Here is an 18,459-nt window from a genome sequence, read left to right on the forward strand (position 1 = left end):
CGGTGCGCTGAACGGGAGGAGGCCCGCGCAAGGTCAGGTGCGGGCCGCCACTCAGTACCGGTACTGCTGCTCGTCGTACCCGGTGCCGTTGCCGTTCTCCTGGTACGGGTACGGCTGCTCCGGCGGTAGTTCGCCGCCGTACTCGTCGGTGCGCTGCTGCGGCACCCAGACGCCGCCGGGCGGGGTGGTCTCGGCGCCGTAGGTGCCGGTGGCGTACTGGTCCTGTCCGTAGCCCTGCTGCGTGTACTGCTGCTGCTCGCCGCCGCCGTAGGTGGTGTTGTCGTACGAGGCACCGCTGTACGTCTGCGTGCCGATGTACGGGTCGGAGTAGGCGGCGTACTGCTGCTGGCCGTTGTCGTAGCCGTACTGCTGCTGGTCGTAGCCGGAGTAGCCGTCGTACGCGTAGGCCTGCTGGTCCTGGGCCTGGGCGGCGGCCGCGTAGGACTGGTCGCTGGTGGCCTCGTAGGACTGGTCGGCCGCTGCCGCGTACGCGTTGGCGTCGTAGATGCCGTACGAGCCGGTGTCGTCGGGCAGGGGCTGCGGTTCGTAGACGGCGGTGGTCTCGGCGGCGTTGGGCCTGCCTGAGCCGGGCGGCATGAAGCGGTCGGACTGTGCGGGCGAGAAGACGTTGTCCTCGCCGGCGTACTCGTCGTCCTGGGGATTCACCATGCCGTCGGTCGCTTCGAGGCCGGAGACCTCCAGCGACGGATCCTGGTGTTCCGGCTCGCCGCGGCGGCGCTTGCTCTTGATCTTGTCGGCGCCCTGGCGGTTGCCGACGGCCCAGCCGGCCGCGAACCCGCGGCGGAACGACAGCGTGACGTACGTCTGGCCGACCGCGAAGGCAGCCGCGCCCAGACCGATGACAATCACGGAGGGAATCAGCACGCCGAGGACCACGCCGAGGAAGCCGGCGAAGGCGAGCAGCCGGTAGCGCAACCGCGCCTTGTACTGCAGCAGGACCTCGCCCAGCAGCCACAGTGCGACGATGCCGAACGCGATATAGAGGACCGTCCAGCCCATGTACGCCCCTCTCCCAGTGGCCGCTACGCAGTGTGTCGTACGTGGGTGCGACCGGTCTAGGCCTGCTGCGGGTGGTGCAGACCCAGATTGTCGTAAATTTCCAGCGTCGCCGTGGAGTTGTTGAGCGTAATGAAGTGCAGTCCGGGGACTCCCTCGGCCAGCAGCCTCGCGCAGAACTCCGTCGCGAACTCGATGCCAATGGAGCGTACAGCCGCTGCATCGGCTTTGGCTGTGAGGATTCGCTCTTTCAGGACGTCCGGAATCGAGGCGTTGCTGAGCTGCGGGAGCCTCTCCAGCATCTTCACACTCGTGACCGGCATGACCTCTGGAATCACCGGGGTCTCACAGCCGGCCGCGGCGACGCGGTCGCGCAGGCGGAGATACGACTCGGGGTGGAAGAACATCTGCGTGATCGCGTAGTCGGCGCCGGCGCGGCACTTGTCGACGAAGTGCTCGACGTCGATGTCCCAGGTCTCGGAGCGCGGGTGCATCTCCGGGAAGGCCGCGACGCCGACGCAGAAGTCGCCGGACTCCTTGATGAGACGGACGAGTTCGGCCGCGTAGGTCAGGCCCTTGGGGTGCGGCACCCAGTCGCCCATGGGGTCGCCGGGCGGGTCGCCGCGGACGGCGAGGATGTTGCGGATCCCGGCGTCCGCGTACTGGCCGATGATGTTGCGCAGTTCCGCGATGGAGTGATTGACCGCGGTGAGGTGGGCGACCGGGGTGAGCGTCGTGTCGACGACGATCTGCTGGGTCTCCTTGACCGTGCCCGCACGCGTGGATCCGCCGGCTCCGTAGGTCACGGAGACGAAGTCGGGTGCGACCGCCTCGACCCGGCGCAACGCGTTCCACAGGTTCCGCTCGCCCTTGGGGGTCTTCGGCGCGGAGAACTCGAACGAGTACGTCTTGTTGCCGGTCGCGAGCATGTCGCGCACGGTTCGTGCGCGGTCAGTCCTGGTGGAAGCAGATCCGAGGGCCATACCCGCAGGTTAGCCAGGGGGATCGGGTCCCCCAACCGAACAACCGAGAATTGTCCGATTTGTCGACTTCTTGTCCACCCCTCGGACAGTTTCTGGACAGCTTTTCAGGCCATCGGACCGCTAGTCGGACGGCTTCGCGCCGCTACTCGGACAGCTTCACACCGCACCGCGCAGCCGCTTCGCGAACTCTCCCGCCGCCGCTCCCGGGTCGTCCGCCTCAGTGATCGCCCGTACGACGACGACGCGGCGGGCGCCCGCCTCCAGCACCTCGTCGAGGTTGCCGAGGTCGATGCCGCCGATGGCGAACCAGGGGCGGTCGGTGCCCAGCGAGGCCGTGTACCGGACCAGGTCGAGGCCGGGTGCGTGGCGGCCGGGCTTGGTGGGGGTCGGCCAGCAGGGGCCGGTGCAGAAGTAGTCCACGCCCTCCTGGACGGCGGCTGCCGCGGCCTCGGACTCGGCGTGCGTGGAGCGGCCCAGGAGGACCTCGTCGCCGAGGATGGCGCGGGCCGCGGGAACCGGGAGGTCGCCCTGGCCCAGATGGAGCACGTCGGCACCGACCGCGTGGGCGACGTCCGCCCGGTCGTTGACCGCGAGGAGCTTGCCGTGACGTGCGCAGGCGTCCGCGAAGACCTGGAGGTGCTCCAGCTCCTCGGCCGCCTCCATGCCCTTGTCGCGCAGCTGCACGATGTCGACACCGCCCTCCAGCACCACGTCCAGGAAATCGGCGAGGTCGCCCTGGCGCTTGCGGGCGTCCGTGCACAGGTACACGCGGGCGTCGGCGAGCTGGGCTCGTGCGGCTGCGGCGGCATTGTCGGGCATGGGTGCATCCCCCGTTGTCGGTGCGTGGGGACCACGGCGGCCGGGGTGGTCCGTGGCCGCCGTGGTCCGAACGTCGGACGGTTGGTTCAGGTCAGACGGCGAGCGCCTGGGCGCGACGCTTCACCTCCGTGCCGCGATTCTCGCTGAGAGCCTGCGCGGGGGTACCGGGCAGGCTCGGGTCGGGGGTGAAGAGCCACTCGAGCATCTCTTCGTCGGAGAAACCGTCGTCCCGCAGGAGCGTCAGGGTGCCTGTCAGGCCCTTGACCACCTTGTCCCCGTCGATGAAGGCGGCGGGGACGTGCAGCGCGCGGTTCTCACCACGGCGTACGGCGATCACCTGGCCCTCCTTGACCAGCTGCCGGACTCGGGTCACCTCGACACCGAACTGCTCGGCGATGTCGGGGAGGGTGAGCCAGGCGGGGACGAGAGCATCGATCTTTGCGTCAATCTCGGTCACGGGACAAGCCTGCCATCCCGGACTGACACTCGGTACCCGAGTCCCGGCCCGACCGGGCGCAAAGCGCCCAAAACCTGCGAAGACGGCTCCCCGACGGTGGACCCGTTCCGCCTACGCCGTCGCCGTCTTCAGCGGGCGCGCCGGGTCCGACAGCAGCTCCGGGTCCATAAGGGCGCCCGCCTCGATGAGTTTGCGGCCCTGGGCCAGGTCCCTGGGGCGGCCGATCGCCAGGAGGGCGACCAGGCGGCCGTCGTGGAGCCAGCAGACCGTCCAGGCGGCGCCGGACGGGTCGCCGCGCCAGACGGTGGTGTCGGCGGGCGCGTGGTGACCGACGTACTGGACGAAGCGGCCGAACTGCTCGGACCAGAAGTACGGGACGGGGTCGTACGCGACGGGGGACTCGCCGATGATGTTCGCCGCCACCGTGCGCGGGCCCTGGAGGGCGTTGTCCCAGTGGTGGACCAGAAGGCGGTCCTCGTACCTGCCCGAAGGGAAGGAGGCGCAGTCGCCGACCGCGTAGACGTCCGGGGCGGAGGTGCGCAGATGGTCGTCGGCCACGACCTCGCGGTGGGCGCCGAGCTCGATGCCCGAGCCGCTGAGCCAGGCGGTGGCGGGGCGCGCGCCGATGCCGACGACCACGGCATCCGCGGGCACCCGGGAGCCGTCGTCCAGGACCACCGCGCCGGGCTCGACGCGCTCCACGCGCGCGTGGGTACGCAATGAGGCCCCGCTGTCCGCGTACCAGGCGGCCATCGGCGCGGCCACCTCGGCGGGCAGCGCCCCGGCGAGCGGCCGGTCGGCGGCCTCGACGACGGTCACCACGCACCCCGCGTCACGCGCCGCCGTGGCGAACTCGGCACCGATCCAGCCCGCCCCGACCACCACGATGTCGTGCTGCTGGGCGAGAACGGGACGCAGCCGCTCGGCGTCGTCCAGGGTGCGCAGCAGATGGACCCCGGGGACGCCCTCCGCGCCCGGCAGCCGGATCGGTTCCGCGCCGGTCGCGAGGACCAGGACGTCGTACGGCACCGGGCCCGTGGCGGTGTCCAGCTCATGGTCCTGAGGGCGTACGCCGAGCGCTTCGCGTCCGAGCTGCAGTTCGATGCCCAGCGCCTCGAAGTCGATGTCGAAGGCGGAGCCCTCGGCCTTGCCGAGCAGCACGGCCTTGGAGAGCGGCGGCCGGTCGTACGGCTGGTGCGGTTCCGCCCCGATCAGCGTCACGCCGCCGTCGAAGCCCTGTTCTCGCAGGGCGACCGCGGTCTGCACGCCCGCCATGCCCGCGCCCACGACGACGACCTGCCGTACCGTCCGCTCCTGAACCCGCGTCTTCTCGGTCACCTGATCACCATAGACAGCTGACAATTTGTCAGTCAGTGGGCGTGCTCGGTGACCTGTTCCACATCGCCCATCCTGACCTGTGCCTGGTCGGCGACCGGGGACAGGACGAGGCCGTCGAGCGAACGGGCCATGGACGCGGGCTCCCTTACTGAGACATACGGCAGCGGGCTAGGCTGGCCGACGTAAAGCACTCGCGGGAGTCCGGACGCACCGGGCTGAGAGGGAGGCTGGGACGGCCTCCGACCGTACGAACCTGATCCGGGTCATGCCGGCGAAGGGAGGGGCTGGACGCCCATGTCGCGTACACCGTCAGACACATCCCAGACATCAGACGCACGTCTCGCATCGCAGACATCAAGCACTTCAGACGTCCTTGTCATCGGGGGCGGAATCATCGGTCTTGTGACGGCTTGGCGGGCCGCGCAGCGCGGGTTCACGACCGCGCTCGTGGACCCCGAGCCCGGCGGTGGTGCCGCGCAGGTCGCGGCCGGAATGCTCGCCGCCGTCACGGAACTGCACTACGGCGAGCAGACCCTGCTGGGCCTCAACCTCGCCTCCGCACACCGCTACCCGGACTTCGCCGCCGAACTCACCGAGGCGACGGGCCAGGACCTCGGCTACCGCCGGTGCGGCACCCTGGCCGTCGCGCTCGACGCCGACGACCGCGCCCACCTGCGCGAACTGCACGCCCTGCAACGTCGGTCGGGGCTCGACTCGGAGTGGCTCAGCGGGCGTGAGTGCCGCCGCCTCGAACCGATGCTCGCGCCCGGCGTACGCGGCGGGCTGCGGGTCGACGGCGACCACCAGGTCGATCCGCGCCGGCTCGCCAAGGCCCTGGTCACGGCGTGCGAGCGGGCCGGAGTGGTGTTCCGCCGGACGTGGGCCGAGCGCCTGACCGTCGTACGGGACCGGGCGGCCGGAGTCGTCACCGCGGACGGTACGGAGCTGGCGGCGGGGCAGGTGGTCCTCGCCGCGGGGAGTCTCAGCGGGCGCCTCGCGGGCGTTCCCGACGCCGTACTGCCACCCGTGCGCCCCGTGAAGGGCCAGGTGCTGCGGCTGACCGTGCCGAAGCCGTACGCGCCCTTCCTGAGCCGGACCGTGCGTGCCGTCGTCCGCGGCAGCCATGTCTACCTGGTGCCGCGCGAGAACGGCGAGCTCGTCGTGGGCGCGACCAGCGAGGAGCTGGGCTGGGACACGACGGTGACCGCGGGCGGCGTCTACGAGCTGCTGCGCGACGCCCATGAGCTGGTTCCCGGGATCACCGAACTGCCGCTCACCGAGACGCGCGCCGGACTGCGCCCCGCGTCGCCCGACAACGCGCCGCTGCTCGGCCCCACCGAGCTCGACGGGCTCCTGCTGGCGACCGGGCACTACCGCAACGGCGTCCTGCTGACCCCCGTCACCGGTGACGCGATGGCGCATGCCCTGACCACCGGTGAACTCCCGGAAGTGGCACGCCCCTTCACCCCCAAGCGCTTCAGCCCGGCCCTCACGGAGCAGCCCGCATGAACATCCTCGTCAGCGTCTTCGTCAACGGAGAGCGGCGGCGGATCGCCGCGGGCACCGCTCTCGACACGCTCGTCGCGGCGCTCACCCCGGCCCCGTCCGGTGTCGCCGCCGCGCTCAACGAAACCGTCGTCCCGCGCGGGCAGTGGTCGTCCACCTCCCTCTCCGAGGGAGACCGCGTCGAAGTCCTCACCGCCGTCCAAGGAGGCTGACCCATGGCCGACGATCCCTTTGTCCTCGGTGGTACGTCCTTCTCGTCCCGACTGATCATGGGTACGGGGGGTGCGCCCAGCCTCGACGTCCTGGAGCGCTCGCTCGTCGCCTCCGGCACGGAGCTGACGACGGTCGCGATGCGGCGCGTGAACGCTTCCGTGCACGGTTCGGTGCTGTCCGTGCTCGACCGGCTTGGCATCCGCGTGCTGCCGAACACGGCGGGGTGCTTCACCGCAGGGGAGGCCGTGCTGACCGCCCGGCTCGCGCGTGAGGCTCTCGGCACCGACGTGATCAAGCTGGAGGTGATCGCCGACGAGCGCACGCTGCTGCCCGATCCGATCGAACTGCTCGACGCGGCGGAGACGCTGGTGGACGACGGGTTCACCGTGCTGCCCTACACGAACGACGACCCCGTCCTCGCGCGGAAGCTGGAGGACGTCGGCTGCGCCGCGATCATGCCGTTGGGTTCGCCCATCGGGTCCGGGCTCGGGATCCGCAATCCGCACAACTTCCAGCTGATCGTGGAGCACGCGCGCGTGCCGGTCATTCTGGACGCGGGGGCCGGTACGGCGTCCGATGCCGCGCTCGCGATGGAGCTGGGGTGTGCGGGTGTGATGCTCGCCTCGGCGGTGACCCGGGCGCAGGAGCCCGTGCTCATGGCCGAGGGCATGCGGCACGCGGTGGAGGCGGGGCGGCTCGCCTACCGGGCGGGGCGGATTCCTCGGCGGCACTTCGCCGAGGCGTCGTCTCCTGCGGAGGGGCTGGCCCGGCTGGATCCTGAGCGGCCTGCCTTCTGACTGCCGTCCGTGGTTGCTGCCTCAGGACTTCCCCGCCCGCGCACCGCCCGTTTCCACCCCGTTGAAAGGTGCGGGTCTCCCGTGGGGGTCCCCGCCGTCGGCGGCTGACTCCCGTGGGGGTCCCCCGCCACGGGCGGCTGACGCATGCCGCCCAGCTCGTGCGGCGTGCGTCACAGCTCGGCTGCAGTACAGCTCCGGTATCGGCTGAACGGGTGGGGGGTGACAGTGGCGGCTCGTACACTCACCTGCGTGGATACGACCCTTCAGGACCCGCTTGTCGGGCAGCTGCTCGACGGCCGCTATCGCGTGGACGCGCGCATCGCGGTCGGCGGGATGGCCACGGTCTACCGGGCCCTGGACACCCGCCTCGACCGCGTGCTCGCCCTCAAGGTGATGCACCCGGCCCTGGCCGCCGACGGCTCGTTCGTGGAACGGTTCATCCGCGAGGCCAAGTCGGTGGCCCGGCTCGCGCACCCCAATGTGGTGCAGGTCTTCGACCAGGGGACGGACGGGTCGTACGTCTATCTGGCCATGGAGTACGTCGCCGGGTGCACCCTGCGTGACGTGCTGCGCGAGCGCGGAGCCCTGCAGCCGAGGGCCGCGCTCGACATCCTGGAGCCGGTGCTCGCCGCGCTCGGCGCCGCGCACCGCGCCGGGTTCGTGCACCGCGACATGAAGCCGGAGAACGTCCTCATAGGGGACGACGGCCGGGTCAAGGTCGCGGACTTCGGGCTCGTACGGGCCGTGGACACCGTGACGAACACGACGGGCGCCGTCCTCGGCACCGTTTCGTATCTCGCCCCCGAGCAGATCGAGCACGGCACCGCCGACGCCCGCGTCGACGTCTACGCCTGCGGAATCGTCCTCTACGAGATGCTCACCGGCGACAAGCCGCACTCCGGGGACTCCCCCGCCCAGGTGTTCTACCAGCACCTCCACGCGGACGTACCGCCGCCGTCGGCCGCCGTGCCGGGGCTGGCGTACCAGCTCGACGAGCTGGTCACCTCCGCGACCGCGCGCAACCCCGCGGTGCGCCCGCACGACGCGGTGGCGCTGCTGGGACAGGTGCTTGAGGCGCGGGCAGGGCTCAGCGCCGAGCAGCTCGACGCCGTACCGCCGCAGGCCCTCGCCACGGGTCACCACAACGCCGAGGACCGTACGAGTGTGATCCCGCGCTCGCTGTCCGTGCCGCGCCCGCTGCCGGTGAACGAGCCCGCCGAGTACGCCGATGCCGCCGTGCTCAACGCGACCAGCCGGTTCGAGCGGACCAGCCAGTTCGCGTCCGAGCCGGGCCCGCCCTCGCGGCGCGCCCCGGGCAACTCCCGACGCGGGGTGCTCGCGATCGTCACGGCGCTCCTGCTGGTGCTGGGCGTCGGCGCGGGCGTCTGGTACATCAACTCCGGCCAGTTCACCAAGGTCCCGGCCGTCCTGGCGGTGTCCGAGACGACGGCCAAGGACCGGCTGGAGGCGGCCGGGCTGGACCTCGGGGAGGTCGAGCACGCGTACAGCGACACCGTGGAGCGCGGCACCGTCATCAGCAGCGACCCGGACGTCGGCGCCAAGATCCGTGACAACGACTCCGTGAACCTGACCATCTCCGACGGCCCGGAGACGGTGAAGGTGCCCGACCTCCAGGGCTCCACACTGGCCAAGGCGAAGGCGGCGCTGGAGGACGGCGGCCTGGCGGCGGGCCTGGTCACCCGGGAGTTCAGCGACGACGTTCCCAACGGCTCGGTGATCAGCACGGACCCGGAGGCGGGCACCGAGCGCCACGCGGGCTCGGCCATCGCGATCACCGTCAGCAAGGGCAGCCCGGTGGAGGTGGCCGACGTCACGGGAGCGTCGGTCGAAGACGCCACCGCGGAGCTGGAGGAGGCGGGTCTGAAGGTGAAGATCGCCTCCGCACAGGTCAATTCGGAGTTCGACAAGGGTCTGGTCGCCGAGCAGTCCCCCGGCGGGGGCAATGAGGCCGCCGAGGGCGACACGGTGACGCTGACGATCTCCAAGGGTCCCGAGATGATCGAGGTCCCGGACGTCGTGGGCGACAGCGTCGACGACGCGAAGCAGACCCTGGAGGACGCCGGGTTCCAGGTCGACGAGGACCGCGGACTGCTCAACCTCTTCGGGAACACCGTCAAGAGCCAGTCGGTGGACGGCGGAGACACAGCGCCCAAGGGCTCGACGATCACCATCGAGATCGACTGAGCCGCACCACGCCGACCAGTGAGCCGACCGATGACCACGAGGTCCGCCGACGGGGCGGGCGGGCGCGCGTGACACCCTGACAAGTGTGACCAGCAAGCAGCTCCGCAACCCCGTCGGCGGCCATGTCCCTGTGGCCGGCGGCCTCAACTCCGTCGGCCTGAGCTACGCCCGCGAGCTCAAGGCCGAGACCGTCCAGGTCTTCGTCGCCAACCCGCGCGGCTGGGCGACTCCCGCCGGGAACCCCCGGCGGGCCGAAGAGGACGCAGCGTTCCGCGCGGCCTGCGCCGCCGGTTCGATCCCCGCGTACGTCCATGCCCCGTATCTGATCAACTTCGGCTCGCACACCGAGGCGACGGTAGAAAAGTCCGTGGAGTCGCTGCGGCACTCGCTGCGCAGGGGCCGGGAGATCGGCGCGCTGGGCGTGGTCGTGCACACGGGGAGCGCCACCGGGGGCAGGGAGCGTTCCGTGGCCCTCGCACAGGTGCGCGAACACCTGCTGCCGCTGCTCGACGAGCTGACCCACGACGACGACCCGTTCCTCCTCCTGGAGTCGACCGCAGGTCAGGGCGCTTCGCTCTGTTCCCGCACCTGGGACTTCGGACCGTACTTCGAGGCGCTGGACGCCCATCCGAAGCTGGGTGTCTGCCTCGACACCTGCCACATCTACGCGGCGGGCCACGATCTGACCGGTCCGAGCGGGATGCATCAGACCCTGGACCTGCTGGTGGACACGGTCGGCGAGGGCCGGCTCAAGCTGATCCACGCCAACGACTCCAAGGATGTGGTCGGCGCCCACAAGGACCGCCACGAGAACATTGGCTCCGGCCATATCGGCGAGGACCCGTTCCGCGCCCTGATGACCCACCCGGCCACCGAGGGCGTACCCCTGATCATCGAGACGCCCGGCGGCAAGGAGGGGCACGCCGGGGACATCGAGCGCCTGAAGAAACTCCGGGAGTGAGGAATACCCCTAGGGGGTATGTAGTTGTTGCTCGCGACAGGAACCGCTACCTGACTCCGGGGGCTTCTCATGCAGCACGACGCGCACACCGGGCACACGCACGAAGGCCATGCTCACGGCATCGGCAAGGTCACCTGGTCCACGGCCGCCCAGGCGACCCTGCACTGCCTCACCGGCTGCGCCATCGGTGAGGTACTCGGCATGGTGATCGGAACGGCGTTCGGCTGGGGCAACGTGCCGACGCTCGTCCTGGCGATTACTCTCGCCTTCTTCTTCGGCTACCTGCTCACGCTGCAAGGCGTACTGAAGGCGGGCATCGGCCTGAAAGCCGCGATCCGGGTCGCCCTCGCCGCCGACACCCTCTCCATCGCCGTGATGGAGCTGATCGACAACGGCGTGGTCGTCCTGTGGCCGGGCGCGATGGACGCGGAGCTCGCGGACGCGGCGTTCTGGTGGGTTCTGGCCATCGCACTCGCCGCCGCGTTCGTGATCACCACCCCGGTCAACAAGTGGATGATCGGCCGCGGCAAGGGCCATGCGGTGGTGCACCAGTACCACTGACCGGCGCAGGAGCGGGAATCAGCCGGGACTCAGAGCTCGGGGCCGTCCCCGGGCTCCTCCTGGTACGAGTAGCGCTGCTCGCGCCACGGGTCGCCGACGTTGTGGTAGCCGCGCTCCTCCCAGAAGCCGCGGCGGTCCGCCGTCATGTACTCGACGCCGCGGACCCACTTGGGGCCCTTCCAGGCATAGAGCTGCGGCACCACGAGGCGGAGCGGGAAGCCGTGTTCCGCCGTCAGCAGTTCGCCGTCCTTGTGGGTGGCGAAGATCGTGCGGTCGGAGGCGAAGTCGTCGAGGCGGAGGTTGGAGCTGAACCCGTACTCGGCCCAGACCATGACATGAGTGACGGTGGGCGCCGGCGGGGCGATCTCCAGGATCGTACGGGCCGGAATGCCGCCCCATTCGGCCCCGATCATGCTGAACTTCGTGACGCAGTGCAGATCGGCCACGACCGAGGCGTACGGCAGGGCCGTGAACTCCTCGTGGGTCCAGCAGTGCTTCTCACCGTCGGCGGTGGCGCCGAAGACCCTGAACTCCCAGCGTTCGGGGCGGAACTTGGGTACGGGCCCGTAGTGCGTGACCGGCCAGCCGCGCTGCAGTCGCTGCCCCGGTGGAAGCTCCGACTGTGCCGCTTCTCCAGATTCACGCTCCACCGGCTGACCCATGACTCCATCCTGACAGACCTGGGGCAGTGCACATGACCAGCCAAAGTCGGATTCGGGCAACTCCTACTAAGCATGCACTTACTGGACGCCCTCCGGAAGCCGGTGCAAGGATGCGGCGCAACCTGCCAACTTCCCTTCCTGGAAGGAGCCTCTGCGATGCAGGGCGACCCCGAGGTCCTCGAGTTCCTGAACGAACAGCTCACCGGTGAGCTGACGGCGATCAACCAGTACTGGCTGCACTACCGCATCCAGGACAACAAAGGCTGGACCAAGCTCGCCAAGTACACGCGTTCTGAGTCCATCGATGAGATGAAGCACGCGGACAAGATCACCGAGCGCATCCTCATGCTGGACGGCCTGCCGAACTACCAGCGGCTGTTCCATGTGCGAGTGGGGCAGACCCTCACCGAGATGTTCCAGGCCGACCGGCAGGTGGAGGTCGAGGCGATCGACCGCCTCAAGCGGGGAATCGAGGTGATGCGCGCGAAGGGCGACATCACGTCGGCGAACATCTTCGAGGACATCCTCGAGGACGAGGAGCACCACATCGACTATCTGGACACGCAGCTCGAGCTGGTCGAGCAGCTCGGCGAGGCGCTCTACATCGCGCAGCAGATCGAGCAGCCGGACAGCTGACGGCCCGCTAGGCGGCCTCGTCCAGCGACGCGGACACCGGGAGCTCGGAGAGGACCGGCCGGCCCTCGTCCACCAGCTCGCGGCGCGGGCACGCGCCCCGGCCCAGCAGGGCCTGAATTCGGCGGACGCACGAACCACAGTCCGTGCCCGCCTTGCACTCCGACGCTATCTGGCGGGGGGTGCAGGCACCGCCCTCCGCGTGCTTCTTCACCTGCGCCTCGGTGACACCGAAGCAGTTGCAGACGTACACGCGGTCCACCTCCCGACGGGGATTTCGTAGGTCGTGCCATCCCGATGATCGGTGAGGCTAACCTAACCTTACCCGCCTGTCAGGAACCGTAAAAGTGCCGTGGGGCGCGGATCGTATGTGATCCGCGCCCCACTTCACGCTCCTGTAACAGCCGAAACAGCTGTCCGCCCGCTACTGGTCGCGGTACATCTCCGCGACGAGGAAGGCCAGGTCAAGCGACTGGCTCCGGTTCAGACGGGGGTCGCAGGCCGTCTCGTAGCGCTGGTGCAGATCGTCGACGAAGATCTCGTCGCCGCCGCCCACGCACTCGGTGACGTCGTCACCGGTGAGCTCGACATGGATGCCGCCCGGGTGGGTGCCCAGACCCTTGTGGACCTCGAAGAAGCCCTTGACCTCGTCCAGCACGTCGTCGAAGCGGCGGGTCTTGTGGCCGGAAGCCGCCTCGTAGGTGTTGCCGTGCATCGGGTCGGTGATCCAGGCCACGGTCGCGCCGGAGGCGGTGACCTTCTCGACCAGCTCGGGCAGCTTGTCGCGGACCTTGTCCGCGCCCATCCGCACGATGAAGGTGAGACGGCCCGGCTCGCGGTCCGGGTCGAGGCGCTCGATGTACTGCAGCGCGTCCTCGGCCGTCGTCGTCGGGCCCAGCTTGATGCCGATCGGGTTGCGGATCTTCGAGGCGAACTCGATGTGCGCGCCGTCCAGCTGACGGGTGCGCTCACCGATCCACACCATGTGGCCCGAGACGTCGTACAGGTGGCCCGTACGCGAGTCGACCCTGGTCAGCGCCGACTCGTAGTCGAGGAGCAGCGCCTCGTGGGAGGCGTAGAACTCGACGGTCTTGAACTCCTCCGGGTCGGTGCCGCAGGCCCGCATGAAGTTCAGCGCGTTGTCGATCTCGCGCGCCAGCTGCTCGTAGCGCTGCCCGGACGGGGACGACTTCACGAAGTCCTGGTTCCAGGCGTGCACCTGGCGCAGGTCGGCGTAGCCGCCGGTGGTGAAGGCGCGCACCAGGTTGAGCGTGGAGGCGGAGGCGTTGTACATCCGCTTCAGGCGCTCGGGGTCCGGGATGCGGGACTTCTCGTCGAAGTCGAAGCCGTTGACCGAGTCGCCGCGGTAGGTCGGCAGGGTCACGCCGTCGCGGGTCTCGGTGCCCTTGGAGCGCGGCTTGGAGTACTGGCCCGCGATACGGCCGACCTTCACGACCGGCACGGAGGCGGCGTAGGTGAGGACAGCGCCCATCTGGAGCAGGGTCTTGAGCTTGGCGCGGATGTGCTCGGCGCTCACGGCGTCGAACGACTCGGCGCAGTCGCCGCCCTGCAGCAGGAACGCGTCGCCCTTCGCGACGGCCGCCAGACGGGCGCGCAGCTGGTCGCACTCGCCCGCGAAGACGAGCGGCGGATACGACTCGAGGTCCGCGATCACATCGCGCAGAGCCTCGGCATCGGGGTACTCGGGCTGCTGCGCCGCGGGCAGGTCTCGCCAGGTCGCCTTGGCGGCGATGGCTTGGGAATCAGCGTTCACGGTCACCCCGTAAACATTACGGGGTCGTGTCGGGCGTCCATTCACCTGCTCATCAATTGAGACGGGGCGCGCTCGATCGGGGCGCGCTCCGGGCGGCCGTACGACGGGTGCGTACGGCCGCCCGGAACAGGCGAGAGGCGGCTAGTCCACGTCGAGCCGGTTGCGGTCGATGCTGATCTTCACACCGCCGTGGGTCTCGGTCGTGTCGCCCACGTACTGGTGGATGCGCTGGTGGTCGGGCCAGAGTTTCGCGGGGATCGACGGGTCCGTGGTCGTCGACTCACCGTTCCAGCGGGCGAAGTGGATCACGTCCGGCGGGGTGATCGTCTTCACATTGGCCACCAGGTCGGTGATCAGGGACGAGACGCTGCCGTACGCGCCCGAGCGGTAGCCCAGCTGGTGCAGGCGCTCGGTGTAGGCCCCGATGTAGGCGAGCACCCGGGCGGTCACGGTGGAGCCGCGGGTGTAGTGCTCCAGGTCGTTGTAGATCACCGACCCCTTGCCGAGGCCCAGCGCCGCGGCCTGTTTGGCCGCGTCGTCGGCGGCCGCGGTGCCCTGCGGCACCGGGTCGGTGATCGACGCACAGCCACCGCCGCAGCTGCCGCCGTCGGAGGACGGCTGCCGGCCGACGTACAGCGGGAAGAACCGCCAGCCGTTGGCGTACTGCGTCCGCACCCACCCGGCGGTGAGGTTCGGCTGGGCGCAGGCGCGGTTGAGGCCGCCGATGTAGATGCCGACGGCGCCGTATTCGGACGCGTCCCGCCAGGCGTTCATCGCCGACTGGCTCGGCGCGGTGCAGGCGTCGAAGCCCTCGCCCCGGAACGAGGTGGCGTCCGAGGGGACGGGCGCCACGGCCGTCTGCTCGGCCTGCGCGGCGGAGACGGGCAGACCGGCGCTGCGCAGGATCCGCTGGATGCTCCCCCGGTCGTCTCCGTACGCGGCGGTCACGGTGATGCGGTCCGCATCGGCCCGGTAGGTGTGGGCCGTGCGGTTCTCGGTGACGGCGCTTCCGGCGGCGGTGGCGGGCTGGATCAGGAGTGCTTCGGTACGTCCCCGCAGACGCGCCGGGCAGTCCTGCCGGCCGCCGGGCGTGCCGAGGTACACGGCGTGCCGGTCGAAGCGGACACAGGCTTCCGGGTTCTCCGCCAGGTCCACGACCTGCCAGGAGGCGGGGACGGTGAACTCGTGGCCCCGGTAGCCGACCTGGCTGGTGTCGTCGGATTCGGCGGGGCGCGGGGCCGACTGGGCGGCGCCGGGCCAGCCGGCGGCGAGGACCGCGGCTGCGGCGAGGGCCGTGAGCGCGCGTGCGCCGCTCCGGCGGGACAGGGGTGAACGAGCTGCGTGAATGACTCTCTCCTCGGTCGGGCTCCTCGGTCGGGCTGTGAACCCATCAATGGCCGCCGACCGTGCAGTCCGAACCCCGTGCCCGCGCGGTTCACGCTGTTGCCCGGCCCCCGGCGTCGGGTAGGGTGCGGCGCATGTTCGCGCATTCGACCCAGACCTGGTGGTGGACCGCTCATCCGGCGGCCCGCTGACTGCGCGTACTCAAAACTTCGCGAAGGCCGCCCGAGGGGCGGCCTTCGGCGTTTCCGGAGCCCGTTCCTCCTGCCTCTCCGATCTCTCCGATCTCCGAGTGAGAAGGAACAGGACCGATGAACCTGCTCGACCTGCTGGACGATCCCCGCCCGTTCGCCCTGCTGCGCCGCCGTACCTCTGGCCATGACCACGACACGGTCGAGGTCCTGCTCGGCCCTGTCAGCACCTGCGAACGCCTCGCCGACCTCCCCGACGAGGGCCTCGCGCTGATCCCCTACCGCCAGATCAGGGAACGCGGCTTCGACGTCCGCGACGACGGCACACCGCTCGCGGTGCTGACCCCGGAGGAGACGTACGAACTGCCGCTGGACCGAGCCCTGGCGGAGCTGCCGTCGCACGACGTGCGGGTCGAGGGCGGCGGCTTCGACGTCGCCGACGAGGAGTACGCGGGGATCGTCGGGCGCGTGCTCCACGAGGAGATCGGTAGCGGCGAGGGCGCGAACTTCGTCATCCGGCGTACGTACGAGGGTGAGATCCCGGGGTTCGGGAAGGCCGACGCGCTGGCCCTCTTCCGACGGCTGCTCGTCGGCGAGCGGGGCGCGTACTGGACGTACGTCGTGCACACCGGGGAACGGACGCTGATCGGGGCGAGCCCCGAGGTGCACGTGCGGATGTCGGGCGGCACGGTCGTCATGAACCCGATCAGCGGGACGTACCGCTACCCGGCCGGGGGCCCCACGCCCGAGGATCTGCTCGCCTTCCTCGCCGACGGCAAGGAGATCGAAGAGCTCTCGATGGTCGTCGACGAGGAGCTCAAGATGATGTGCACGGTCGGTGACATGGGCGGGGTGGTGATCGGACCGCGGCTCAAGGAGATGGCCCATCTCGCGCACACGGAGTACGAGTTGCGGGGCCGGTCGTCGCTGGACGTACGGGAGGTCCTGCGCGAGACCATGTTCGCCGCCACCGTGACCGGGTCGCCGGTGCAGAACGCGTGCCGGGTCATCGAGCGCCACGAGGTCGGCGGGCGGGGCTATTACGCGGGCGCGCTGGCCCTCGTCGGACGGGACGCGGGCGGGGCCCAGACCCTCGACTCCCCCATCCTGATCCGGACCGCCGACATCGACGCGGACGGGCGGCTGCGGGTGCCGGTCGGCGCCACCCTCGTACGGGGTTCGGATCCCGCGAGCGAGGTCGCCGAGACGCATGCGAAGGCGGCGGGGGTGCTGGCGGCTCTGGGGGTGCGGGAGGGCAGGCCGCGCGAGGAGGGCGTACGGCCGAAGCTGGCCGACGATCCGCGGGTGCAGGCGGCGCTCGACGGGCGACGGGGCTCGCTGGCGCCGTTCTGGCTGCGGATGCAGGAGCGGACCGACGCGCTGGAGGGGCACGCGCTCGTCGTGGACGGCGAGGACACGTTCACGGCGATGCTCGCGCATGTGCTGCGGTCGTCGGGGCTCGACGTGACGGTGCGGCGCTACGACGAGCCGGGGCTGCGGGAGGTCGCGCTCGCCCACGAGGGGCCGCTGATCCTGGGTCCGGGGCCCGGTGATCCGGGCGACGCCGACGACCCCAAGATGCGTTTCCTGCGCGGGCTGACCGCCGAGGTGCTGCGCACCCACCGTCACGGCGTGCTCGGCGTCTGTCTGGGTCATGAGCTGATCGCGGCCGAACTGGGGCTGGAGATCGTCCGCAAGGAAGTGCCCTACCAGGGCGCGCAGACCGGGATCGACCTCTTCGGGCGGACGGAGACCGTCGGCTTCTACAACAGCTTCGTGGCGCGGTGCGACGAGGAGGCCGCGAGGGAGTTGGCCGCCCATGGCATCGAGGTCAGCCGCAGTGAGGCGGGAGAGGTGCACGCGCTGCGTGGGCCAGGGTTCGCCGGCGTGCAGTTCCACCCGGAGTCGGTGCTGTCGCTGCGCGGCACCGGGATCGTGGGTGAGTTGCTGGGTCAGCTGCGCGGGACCAGCACGTTCTCCGAGCGGCGGCCCGCGGTGTAGTCGAGGACGTTGCCCAGGGTGGTGTCGATGATCTGGCCGACGGCGTCCACCGTGTAGTACGCCTGGTGGGAGGTGACCAGGACGTTCGGGAAGGTGACGAGGCGGGCCAGGGTGTCGTCCTCGACGGCCTCCAGGGACTTGTCGAGGAAGAAGAGCCCGGCTTCCGCCTCGTACACGTCGAGGCCGACGCCGGTGAAGCGGCCCTCGCGCAGTTGGTCGACGAGGGCCGCGGTGTCGATCAGACCACCGCGGCTGGAGTTCACGAGGATCGCGTCGTCCTTCATCGTGCGCAGGGCGGCGGCGTCGATGAGGCGCTGCGTCTCGGGCATGAGCGGGACGTGCAGGGTGATCAGGTCGGACTCGGCGAAGAGCTGTTCCTTGGGGACGTACTTCATGCCGAGGTCCAGGCAGGCCGGGTTCTCGGCGACGTCCCAGCCGAGCAGGTTCATGCCGAAGCCGTGGGCGATCCGGGTGAACGCCTCGCCGATCTTGCCGGTGCCGAGGACGCCCGCGGTGCGGCCGTGCATGTCGCGGCCCATCAGTCCGTCGAGACGGAAGTCGAAGTCGCGGGTGCGGGTGGCGGCGCGGACGATACGGCGGTTGACGGCCATGCCGAGGGTCCAGGCGAACTCGGCGACCGAGTACGGCGAGTAGTACGAGACCCGTGCGGCGGTCATGCCGAGGCGCTCGGCGACGTCGAGGTCGATGTTGTTGAAGCCGGTGGAGCGCTGGGCGATCATCTGCGTGCCGCCGGCCGCGAGGGTCTGCAGGACGTGGTTGCCCAGGCCGCAGTTGACGCTGGTGGAGATGATCTCGTGGCCGGCCGCGATGGGAGCGGTGTCCTCGGTCAGGAAGACGTCGAGGCAGCGGACGTCGTGGTGTCCCGCGAAGGCCTTCTGGATCAGGGGCCTCTCGTCGGACTGCACACCGAACGCCAGAATCTCCACCGGCTTCTCCCGTCCTGGAGGGTTATGGGCCGAATATCGAATATACGGCCCAT

General features: G+C 70.1%; 19 protein-coding genes and 1 riboswitch. Of the genes, 9 read left to right on the forward strand and 10 right to left on the reverse strand.

Translation table 11 applies throughout. From position 1 onward, the window contains the following. Positions 1-51 precede the first annotated feature (51 nt). The 5 genes from OG219_RS13365 to OG219_RS13385 all read right to left on the reverse strand — a co-directional run bounded on the left by OG219_RS13365 (position 52) and on the right by OG219_RS13385 (position 4,614). Positions 52-1,020 (reverse strand): hypothetical protein, encoded by a 969-nt coding sequence (locus OG219_RS13365; protein ID WP_266826181.1) that lies wholly within the window; start codon positions 1,018-1,020, stop codon positions 52-54. A gap of 56 nt (positions 1,021-1,076) precedes the next feature. Further along, positions 1,077-2,000, reverse strand: coding sequence for a methylenetetrahydrofolate reductase [NAD(P)H] (gene metF, locus OG219_RS13370; RefSeq protein WP_266826183.1), 924 nt, complete (start codon positions 1,998-2,000; stop codon positions 1,077-1,079). Between the two features lie 156 nt (positions 2,001-2,156). Next, positions 2,157-2,819, reverse strand: coding sequence for a thiamine phosphate synthase (thiE, locus tag OG219_RS13375; protein WP_266826185.1), 663 nt, complete (start codon positions 2,817-2,819; stop codon positions 2,157-2,159). 91 nt (positions 2,820-2,910) lie between these two features. Further along, positions 2,911-3,276, reverse strand: coding sequence for an Rv2175c family DNA-binding protein (locus OG219_RS13380; protein WP_266465206.1), 366 nt, complete (start codon positions 3,274-3,276; stop codon positions 2,911-2,913). 111 nt (positions 3,277-3,387) lie between these two features. Then, entirely contained in the window at positions 3,388-4,614 is a 1,227-nt protein-coding gene (locus OG219_RS13385) for an NAD(P)/FAD-dependent oxidoreductase (RefSeq protein WP_266826187.1), read from the reverse strand. Between the two features lie 183 nt (positions 4,615-4,797). Continuing rightward, positions 4,798-4,911, forward strand: a riboswitch (TPP riboswitch). Here OG219_RS13385 and thiO point away from each other — a divergent pair. The 6 genes from thiO to OG219_RS13415 all read left to right on the forward strand — a co-directional run bounded on the left by thiO (position 4,909) and on the right by OG219_RS13415 (position 10,857). Further along, a complete protein-coding gene (thiO, locus tag OG219_RS13390) occupies positions 4,909-6,123 on the forward strand; it encodes a glycine oxidase ThiO (RefSeq protein WP_266826189.1) in 1,215 nt (404 codons plus the stop codon). It overlaps the preceding riboswitch by 3 nt. After that, positions 6,120-6,332 (forward strand): sulfur carrier protein ThiS, encoded by a 213-nt coding sequence (thiS, locus tag OG219_RS13395; RefSeq protein ID WP_266826191.1) that lies wholly within the window; start codon positions 6,120-6,122, stop codon positions 6,330-6,332. Before thiO ends, thiS begins: the two co-directional genes overlap by 4 nt. A 3-nt stretch (positions 6,333-6,335) precedes the next feature. Then, complete coding sequence (locus OG219_RS13400; protein WP_266826193.1) at positions 6,336-7,130, forward strand: thiazole synthase; 795 nt, start codon at positions 6,336-6,338, stop codon at positions 7,128-7,130. 249 nt (positions 7,131-7,379) lie between these two features. Then, complete coding sequence (pknB, locus tag OG219_RS13405) at positions 7,380-9,335, forward strand: Stk1 family PASTA domain-containing Ser/Thr kinase (protein WP_266826195.1); 1,956 nt, start codon at positions 7,380-7,382, stop codon at positions 9,333-9,335. Positions 9,336-9,420: 85 nt separating this feature from the next. Continuing rightward, the gene (locus OG219_RS13410; RefSeq protein ID WP_266826196.1) at positions 9,421-10,296 is read left to right on the forward strand and encodes a deoxyribonuclease IV; all 876 of its coding nucleotides are present in this window, start codon (positions 9,421-9,423) and stop codon (positions 10,294-10,296) included. Between the two features lie 69 nt (positions 10,297-10,365). After that, entirely contained in the window at positions 10,366-10,857 is a 492-nt protein-coding gene (locus OG219_RS13415) for a DUF4396 domain-containing protein (RefSeq protein ID WP_266826198.1), read from the forward strand. Between the two features lie 29 nt (positions 10,858-10,886). On the opposite strand, the gene OG219_RS13420 is transcribed toward OG219_RS13415, so the two are convergent. After that, positions 10,887-11,519, reverse strand: a complete 633-nt coding sequence (locus tag OG219_RS13420) for a sulfite oxidase-like oxidoreductase (protein ID WP_266465188.1) — start codon at positions 11,517-11,519, stop codon at positions 10,887-10,889. Between the two features lie 156 nt (positions 11,520-11,675). Between OG219_RS13420 and bfr the strand changes: the two genes are divergently transcribed. Beyond that, positions 11,676-12,155: a bacterioferritin gene (gene bfr / locus OG219_RS13425; RefSeq protein WP_266826201.1), complete on the forward strand. Its 480-nt coding sequence runs from the start codon at positions 11,676-11,678 to the stop codon at positions 12,153-12,155. Between the two features lie 7 nt (positions 12,156-12,162). Here the strand turns inward: bfr and OG219_RS13430 are convergent, their stop codons facing one another. From OG219_RS13430 to OG219_RS13440, 3 genes are all read right to left on the reverse strand, one after another. Beyond that, positions 12,163-12,405: a bacterioferritin-associated ferredoxin gene (locus tag OG219_RS13430; protein ID WP_266826203.1), complete on the reverse strand. Its 243-nt coding sequence runs from the start codon at positions 12,403-12,405 to the stop codon at positions 12,163-12,165. Positions 12,406-12,576: 171 nt separating this feature from the next. Continuing rightward, the gene (locus OG219_RS13435; RefSeq protein WP_266465179.1) at positions 12,577-13,932 is read right to left on the reverse strand and encodes a class II 3-deoxy-7-phosphoheptulonate synthase; all 1,356 of its coding nucleotides are present in this window, start codon (positions 13,930-13,932) and stop codon (positions 12,577-12,579) included. A gap of 135 nt (positions 13,933-14,067) precedes the next feature. Next, positions 14,068-15,081 (reverse strand): glycoside hydrolase domain-containing protein, encoded by a 1,014-nt coding sequence (locus OG219_RS13440; RefSeq protein ID WP_266826205.1) that lies wholly within the window; start codon positions 15,079-15,081, stop codon positions 14,068-14,070. A 323-nt stretch (positions 15,082-15,404) separates the two neighbouring features. On the opposite strand from OG219_RS13440, the gene OG219_RS48250 reads away from it, so the two are divergent. Both OG219_RS48250 and OG219_RS13445 read left to right on the forward strand, forming a co-directional pair. Continuing rightward, entirely contained in the window at positions 15,405-15,461 is a 57-nt protein-coding gene (locus tag OG219_RS48250; RefSeq protein ID WP_078625594.1) for a trp operon leader peptide, read from the forward strand. A gap of 117 nt (positions 15,462-15,578) precedes the next feature. Then, a complete protein-coding gene (locus OG219_RS13445; protein ID WP_266826207.1) occupies positions 15,579-17,459 on the forward strand; it encodes an anthranilate synthase family protein in 1,881 nt (626 codons plus the stop codon). Here the strand turns inward: OG219_RS13445 and OG219_RS13450 are convergent. Continuing rightward, complete coding sequence (locus OG219_RS13450; protein WP_266826209.1) at positions 17,411-18,406, reverse strand: 2-hydroxyacid dehydrogenase; 996 nt, start codon at positions 18,404-18,406, stop codon at positions 17,411-17,413. The two genes, OG219_RS13445 and OG219_RS13450, sit on opposite strands and share 49 nt — an antisense overlap. Positions 18,407-18,459: the final 53 nt, after the last annotated feature.

Origin of the sequence: Streptomyces sp. NBC_00038 (assembly GCF_026343635.1) — a bacterium.
Classification (GTDB): Bacteria; Actinomycetota; Actinomycetes; order Streptomycetales; family Streptomycetaceae; genus Streptomyces.